The following is a 7,876-nucleotide window of genomic DNA, read 5'->3' on the forward strand; positions in this document are numbered from 1 at the left end:
CTATTCTCGTTTTAATCTAATTTAAGGAAAACAGAGTAATCATTATTGCATCTGATTACCATCATTTATATCAGCAAAACTTGCGAAAGACTTTTACTAAGCAGTAACAACTAGCACTCGGTACTAGCTGTTACTGAGTACCTGTTACTTCGTTAATGTAAGCAAATGAACAGGTAAGTCTAACGCTTTCAATTGTGGCTCCAATGTCTTCGCATCACCCACCACAATAATTTGATAATCTTTCGGGTTAAACCATTTCTGCGCTAATTTATCCATTGTCGTTTTAGTAATAGTATCGACAATATGGTTTCGCTGAGCGACAAAATCTTTTGGTAAATCATAAGCTAAGATATTACCTAACAATGATGCTTTTTGACTTGGCGTCTCATAACTAAGAGCATCTTTCTGACCCACAGCTAAGCGCATAAAGTTAACCTCTTTATCGGTTAATCCTGATGTGCTCATTTTCTTTAGTTCGGCGAGAAACTCTTTTATAGAGGCAACCGTCGCATCGGCTCTAACTTGAGCATAATAAACTCCCACACCCACTTCTTTTCCGCCACTGAAATAGCCTCCCGCGCCATAGGTAAAGCCTTTATCTTCACGTAGATTCATGTTGATACGGCTATTAAAGTTACCCGCTAAATTAAAGTTAGCCAATTGGGTTTTAAATAGCTCACCGGTGGCATCAAACGGCATCCCTTGACGTACTAAACGGATCACCGTTTGTGGAGCATCAGGCTTATTCACTAACCAAATTGCTTGCTGCTTTAATACAGGTAGAACTTGTGGTGCAATACTTGGCGCAGGTTCTCCTTGCCATTGTCCGATAGGCGCTAACGCTTGTACTAGTTTCGCTTGTGTTATATCGCCCACCACTACCGCATCAGCACTGTTAGGAGTGTAATAACGATGATAGAAGTCTTTTACATCTTGCAGGGTAATATGGCTCAACGTTTGCTTAGTACCATCCGTTGGACGCCCAAACACAGTACCTTTAAATAAGACTTCTCGTGTTGCTTGCCCCGCTAACCAATCCGCACTTTGATGCTCATAAACAATACCTTCAATCATCTGCTTTTTAAGACGCTTAAAATCACTTTCTTTAAAGGCGGGATGGAAAAGACGTTGCTCTAATAACGCCATCGTTTCAGGTAAGTTCTTCGTTAGCGTACTGAGTGAAATCGTGGTGCCATATAATCCAGCATGTACTGAAATATTACTGCCAAGAGTATCTAACTTAGATGCCATTTGCTCTGCGGTATATTTCTCAGAGCCTTCATTCATCATCGCAGCCGTCAACTCAGCTAAACCTTCTTTACTTGCAGGATCTAAACGACGCCCTGCAGGTACGGTTAACTGTAAGCTGATCGTTGGAGTTTCTTGGGACTGGGTACCAACCACTTTGATCCCATTCGCAAGGCTGAACTCATACAGTGTGGGCATGACGACTTTCACTGGTTTTGAAGCCTTTGGCATCACTGAACGATCAAAATTATCTTTAACCGTACGGTAAGCTAAATCTTGATCATTGATCTTGGTATTTTTAGGTAACACACGTGGCGCAGGCGCATAATTGGGTTTCGCTGCCTGCAGTTGTAATTCACCATGTGGAACAACACTGAGCGTAACACTCGGGTGTTGATAAATATACTGGTTATACGCACGCATTACGCTTTGCGTATTTACTTTATCAAGATTCGCTAGTTCCGTTGCAATGTAGTTAGGATTACCAAAGAAAGTCTGATAAGCCGCAAGTTGCGACACTTTACCACTGACACTTTGTAAGCCATAAATCGCACTCGCTTCAACCGAGCCTTTAATTTCATCCAGTTGGGCTTTCTTGATCCCTTGTAGCTCAATGCCGTTAACGACAGACATCACTTCTTTACGTAATGTGTCTAGGTGACCTTTATCACCACTTGGTGCCATCGCATACACATACATGCTACAAGCAAGCTCTGCACAATCTTGGAATGCGCCTGCATCAACAGCTTTACCTGTTTTCACCAGCTTTTGATAGAGTAAGCTATTCGTGCCACTTCCAATCACTTGGCCTAACATATCCAATGATGGTTGTTCTGCTGCACCTAAATACGCTGTCGGCCAGGCCATCATTAACATGGGCTGCTTAATATTATCTTGCAGTGTAATGTAACGATCAGACGGCAATGTCACAGGCTGCTTCGGTGCATTCTTTACTTCAGGACCTCGTGGAATAGAGCCAAAGTATTTATTCACCCATTCCAATGTCTGCGCTTTATTAATATCACCACCAATGGTTAACGTCGCATTGTTTGGCCCGTACCAACGCAGGAAGAAAGCTTTAAGATCGTTAACATCAACACGATCTAAATCTTCTACATAGCCAATGGTTTGCCATGAATATGGATGGCTACGAGGGTATAATGCTTCCGCCATTTTTTCATAAATCAAACCATACGGACGATTTTCAAAGTTTTGTGCACGCTCATTTTTCACTGTATCACGCTGAATTTCAAACTTACGCTGAGATACCGCATCAAGTAAAAAGCCCATACGGTCAGACTCAAGCCACAAGGCTTTCTCTAATTGATTGGCTGGGACTGTTTCAAAATAATTCGTGCGATCACGGTTAGTACTGCCATTTAAATTACCGCCCGCTTCTGTGATCAATTTGAAATGCTGTTGATCACCAACATGCTTAGAGCCTTGAAACATCATGTGCTCAAAAAAGTGCGCAAAACCTGATTTACCTTGTTGCTCTCGCGCAGAGCCCACATGGTAAGTCACATCCACATTCACTAACGGATCAGAGTGATCCGGCGATAAAATAACAGTCAACCCATTAGCCAAACGGTATTTACTATAAGGGATCACAGCTTTCCCTTGTACCGCTTTAACTTGCTCAATAAACGTTACCCCTTTTGGTAACACTTGGGTAGTCTGCTGTTCAGTAAATTGAGTACAACCTGTCAATGACACGACGGCTGCACTCAGGATCCATTTTTTCACGCTCGAATTCCTTAAAACGATAATGCAGGGAAAAGTCCCAATACGATTGCAGCTAATGCGATATAACGTAATGTTTTACCAATTAAAATGACTACTGCACACCACCAAAATCGCATCCGTAGCCAACCTGCCGCTAAACATAAGGGATCACCAATAATTGGCATCCAACTAAGTAACAAACTCCAGTAGCCGTATTTTTTTAGCCACAATAACGCTTTATGACTCTGTTTTTGCTCTGAAGTTTTATCTGGTAGTAAAAGTCCTAACCAATAATTAGTTAATCCACCTAAGGTATTACCTATCGCAACGACCGCTACTATTTGCCATATCGGGTTATCCCCTAATTTGACAGCAGCGATAAGATTCGCTTCAGATCCGCCTGGTAACAATGTGGCACTAAGAAATCCGGTCGCAAATAGAACCCATAAGCCCGTATCCCCGGTAAATAAATCAGTCATGTCTGTCACCTTTTTATTAGGAAGGCAAAGTGTGCCATTTGAAGCGATAACTGAACATATTTTTATATTGTCATTAAATAAAAAAGGCAGCGAAACGCTGCCTTTTTAACTAGGTAGTGAAAGAAATACCTTAACTTCCACCCACCAATGCTAACAAGATGCCTGCAGCTACAGCAGAGCCCAATACACCAGCTACGTTTGGTCCCATTGCATGCATTAATAAGAAGTTTTGAGGGTTTGACTCTAAACCCACCTTATTCACCACACGTGCCGCCATTGGAACGGCAGATACACCTGCTGCACCAATTAATGGGTTAATTGGCTCTTTACTAAAACGGTTAAGCGCTTTTGCCATTAATACACCACCACCAGTACCAACACTAAATGCAACCGCGCCCAGTACCAAAATACCTAATGTTTCGATTTGTAGGAATGTTGCAGCTTCAAGCTTCGAACCAACACCTAAACCTAGCATAATTGTCACGATGTTGATCAACTCGTTTTGTACTGTATTTGATAAGCGATCCACAACACCAGATTCACGCATTAAGTTACCTAAACAGAACATACCGACTAATGGGGTTGCTGATGGTAAGAACAAAATCGTCATCAACAGTACAGCTAATGGGAACAATACTTTTTCCATCTTCGTCACGTGACGAAGCTGCTGCATCTGAATTTGACGCTCTTCAGGTGTCGTCAGTGCTTTCATAATTGGTGGCTGAATAATTGGTACTAAAGCCATGTAACTGTAAGCTGCCACCGCAATCGCACCAAGTAAATCAGGAGACAATCGGCTTGCTAAGAAAATAGCCGTTGGGCCATCAGCACCACCAATAATCGCAATTGACGAAGCATCTGCTAGCGAAAATTCCATTCCCGGTACAACGTTAAGTAAAATAGCGCCAAATAAGGTAAAGAAAATACCAAACTGCGCCGCTGCTCCTAATAACAAGGTTTTAGGGTTTGCAATCAGCGCGCCAAAGTCGGTCATTGCACCTACACCCATAAAGATTAATAGCGGGAAAATACCCGTTTCAATCCCTACGTAATAGATGTAATAAAGCAAACCACCAGGATCAGTAAACCCAGCATTCGGGATATTGGCAAGAATGGCACCAAAGCCCATAGGCAGTAATAATAATGGCTCAAAGCCTTTACGAATGGCCAAGAACAACAAACCACAACCAACCACGATCATCACGATCTGACCGAATTCAAAGTTTGCAATCCCAGTTTCGGACCAGAGTTTTAATAAACCTTCCATGGTTACCTCTTATGACAAACTAATGATCGGCGAACCGACAGTGACGGAATCACCTTCTTTAACATGTAGCTGATCAACCACACCACTACGTGCGGCACGTACTTCGGTTTCCATCTTCATCGCTTCTAAGATCACAAGAACATCACCTTCTGTTACTTGATGACCTGGCTGAACATTGATCTTAAAGATATTCCCTGCTAATGGCGCACCAACAGCTTCAGCAGTTGCACTTGGAGCTGATGCGGCAGCAACAGGAGCTGCTGGTTGCTGTGCCACTTCCACAGAAGACAATTCACCGCCTTCAGCAACATCAACGTTATAAACCTGACCATTAACACGTACACTATAGCTTTCAACCTCAGATGCCGTTTTCGTTTCAGCGGCAGTGGTTACTACTTCTTCACCTGTTGGTGCAGGTTCAAAGGCATCAGGATTATTACGATTTTTAAGGAAGTTAAGTCCAACTTGCGGGAACAATGCATACGTTAATACATCATCAACTTGTTGATCGGCTAACGCAATACCCTCAGCTTTAGCTTTTGCGACAAGATCATCAGTTAAGATAGCTAACTCATCATCAATTAAATCAGCTGGACGACAAGTAATAGGCTCAGCACCCTCAAGTACTTTCGCTTGAAGATCACTATTTACAGCCGCTGGTGCTGCGCCATATTCACCTTTTAGAATACCCGCCGTTTCTTTACTGATGCTCTTATAGCGCTCACCAGTCAGTACATTCAATACAGCCTGAGTACCGACAATTTGTGATGTTGGGGTGACCAGTGGAATAAAGCCAAGATCTTCACGTACACGTGGGATCTCTTCTAACACTTCATCAAAACGATCAGCAGCACCTTGCTCTTTTAGCTGACTTTCCATGTTAGTTAGCATGCCGCCAGGAACTTGTGCTAATAAAATTCGAGCATCAACACCGCGTAAACTACCTTCAAATTTCGCGTACTTCTTACGAACATCTCTGAAATAGCTAGCAATAGGTGCGAACTTTTCTAAATCAAGGTTGGTATCACGTCCTGTACCTTGGAGCATAGCTACCACTGTTTCAGTTGGTGTATGACCGTAAGTTTGGCTCATTGATGAAATCGATGTATCAAGAATATCGAGTCCCGCTTCTACGGCTTTCACTGCTGTCGCTGTAGATAAACCGGTTGTAGCATGGCTGTGTAAAGCTAGCGGAATATCACATGATGCTTTGATACGCTTAATTAACTCTTCCGCTTCATAAGGCTTCAATAAACCTGACATATCTTTGATACATAGCGAGTGACAACCGAGATCTTCTAAACGCTTAGCAAGATCGGTCCATGTATCTAAAGTATGAACCGGACTTGTTGTGTAAGAAATAGTACCTTGCGCATGAGCACCAACATCAATCGTCGACTTTACGGCTTTTTCAAAATTACGCACATCATTCATGGCATCAAAAATACGGAAAACATCCATACCATTCGCGTGTGCGCGCTCAACAAACTTCTCTACAACATCATCACCATAATGGCGATAGCCAAGTAAATTTTGTCCACGAAGTAACATCTGCATCGGTGTTTTTGGCATCACTTGCTTTAATGCGCGCAGACGCTCCCAAGGATCTTCACCAAGATAGCGAATGCACGAATCAAATGTTGCACCACCCCATGTTTCTAACGACCAATAACCAACATCATCAAGTTGCGCGGCAATAGGAAGCATATCTTCTAAACGAAGACGGGTAGCAAATAAAGATTGGTGTGCATCACGCAATACAACATCGGTGATAGCTAGAGGCTTGGACATGTTCAAAACTCCTTGTAAGAATAAGTGTCCTTAAATCAAAACTGTGTGCTGTGAAATTAGCTAGTGCTTTTAGCTTGACGATATTGATGAACAGCAGCAGAAATAGCTGCAATGACATCAGGCTTAATACCGTTTTGATTTTGGGTCACTGCCGGCTTGGCAGCTTTAGGCGCTTCAATTTGGTCAGCTGGCGCAAATTTTGCCAACAAATGAACCAAAAAAATAAGGATTGACAGAAAGACAAATACAACGACCATTCCTGTCGCCATAATTACCGCTGCTTGCCACAGCGCATCTCCCAGATCAGTCATCATAAATTCCTTCTAGTTGTGACCGTAGTGTTAACGATTATCACGACAATTGAAAACAAGTCAAATTGATTCACAAAAATTGGTTGTTTTTGCAACATCAGTCTGATTTTTACTCAAATTAAAGCATATTTATCAGCCTTAATTGCAAGATTTCATTACATGCAGACACAATATGAATACAAATACATAAAGATTGCATATATAGAATCAACATACTGAAATGTAATAAAAAAAGGAATTTTAAAAATATCTAGAAAGGATAGCATTCAGCTAAAAAAGAGAAGTTATCGTATCAAATAAGCTGTTAGATACCCTTATTGATACTAAGCAAATAAAATCATTATTATTACTTATTAACAATAATATTATAAAGGCTTAGTAATACTTAGAAATCAGAAAACAACAGATACAAAAAAGCCCAGCAAAAGCTGGGCTTTAAATGATGGTGCGCGCGGGAGGATTCGAACCTCCGACCGCCTGGTTCGTAGCCAGGTACTCTATCCAGCTGAGCTACGCGCGCACTAAATCGGTGTAACAGCAACAAGCGTTAGGCTTATCACTTTTAAATAATGGTGCGCGCGGGAGGATTCGAACCTCCGACCGCCTGGTTCGTAGCCAGGTACTCTATCCAGCTGAGCTACGCGCGCACTAAATCGGTGTAACAGCAACAAGCCTTGAGGCTTATCACATTTAAAAATGGTGCGCGCGGGAGGATTCGAACCTCCGACCGCCTGGTTCGTAGCCAGGTACTCTATCCAGCTGAGCTACGCGCGCACTAAATCGGTGTAACAGCAACAAGCGTTAAGGCTTATCACTTTTAAAAATGGTGCGCGCGGGAGGATTCGAACCTCCGACCGCCTGGTTCGTAGCCAGGTACTCTATCCAGCTGAGCTACGCGCGCACTAAATCGGTGTAACAGCAACAAGCATTGAGGCTTATCACTTTTAAGTAATGGTGCGCGCGGGAGGATTCGAACCTCCGACCGCCTGGTTCGTAGCCAGGTACTCTATCCAGCTGAGCTACGCGCGCACTAAATCGGTGTAACAGCAACAAGC

The 7,876-nt window shown here is 42.6% G+C and carries 5 protein-coding genes and 5 tRNA genes; all 10 read right to left on the reverse strand.

The window, feature by feature from the left end; translation table 11 throughout:
* Nucleotides 1–144: 144 nt before the first annotated feature.
* On the reverse strand, nt 145–2,994 hold the full coding sequence (locus C9J41_RS20845; RefSeq protein WP_107294977.1) for a pitrilysin family protein: 2,850 nt from the start codon (nt 2,992–2,994) through the stop codon (nt 145–147).
* A gap of 11 nt (nt 2,995–3,005) precedes the next feature.
* Nucleotides 3,006–3,452 carry a YqaA family protein gene (locus tag C9J41_RS20850; protein ID WP_045153637.1) on the reverse strand — a complete coding sequence of 149 codons (447 nt, stop codon included), beginning with the start codon at nt 3,450–3,452 and terminating at the stop codon, nt 3,006–3,008.
* Nucleotides 3,453–3,582: 130 nt separating this feature from the next.
* On the reverse strand, nt 3,583–4,719 hold the full coding sequence (locus tag C9J41_RS20855; protein WP_107208701.1) for a sodium ion-translocating decarboxylase subunit beta: 1,137 nt from the start codon (nt 4,717–4,719) through the stop codon (nt 3,583–3,585).
* 9 nt (nt 4,720–4,728) lie between these two features.
* The gene (gene oadA, locus C9J41_RS20860) at nt 4,729–6,510 is read right to left on the reverse strand and encodes a sodium-extruding oxaloacetate decarboxylase subunit alpha (RefSeq protein WP_107288115.1); all 1,782 of its coding nucleotides are present in this window, start codon (nt 6,508–6,510) and stop codon (nt 4,729–4,731) included.
* 56 nt (nt 6,511–6,566) lie between these two features.
* Nucleotides 6,567–6,821: an oxaloacetate decarboxylase subunit gamma gene (locus C9J41_RS20865; protein ID WP_107208699.1), complete on the reverse strand. Its 255-nt coding sequence runs from the start codon at nt 6,819–6,821 to the stop codon at nt 6,567–6,569.
* 443 nt (nt 6,822–7,264) lie between these two features.
* Nucleotides 7,265–7,341: transfer RNA gene (locus C9J41_RS20870), tRNA-Arg, on the reverse strand.
* Between the two features lie 50 nt (nt 7,342–7,391).
* Nucleotides 7,392–7,468 (reverse strand) — tRNA-Arg (locus C9J41_RS20875).
* 50 nt (nt 7,469–7,518) lie between these two features.
* Nucleotides 7,519–7,595: transfer RNA gene (locus tag C9J41_RS20880), tRNA-Arg, on the reverse strand.
* 50 nt (nt 7,596–7,645) lie between these two features.
* Nucleotides 7,646–7,722, reverse strand: a tRNA-Arg gene (locus C9J41_RS20885).
* Nucleotides 7,723–7,773: 51 nt separating this feature from the next.
* Nucleotides 7,774–7,850: transfer RNA gene (locus C9J41_RS20890), tRNA-Arg, on the reverse strand.
* Nucleotides 7,851–7,876 lie beyond the last annotated feature (26 nt).

This window comes from Photobacterium sp. GB-50, from assembly GCF_003026755.1.
GTDB lineage: Bacteria > Pseudomonadota > Gammaproteobacteria > Enterobacterales > Vibrionaceae > Photobacterium.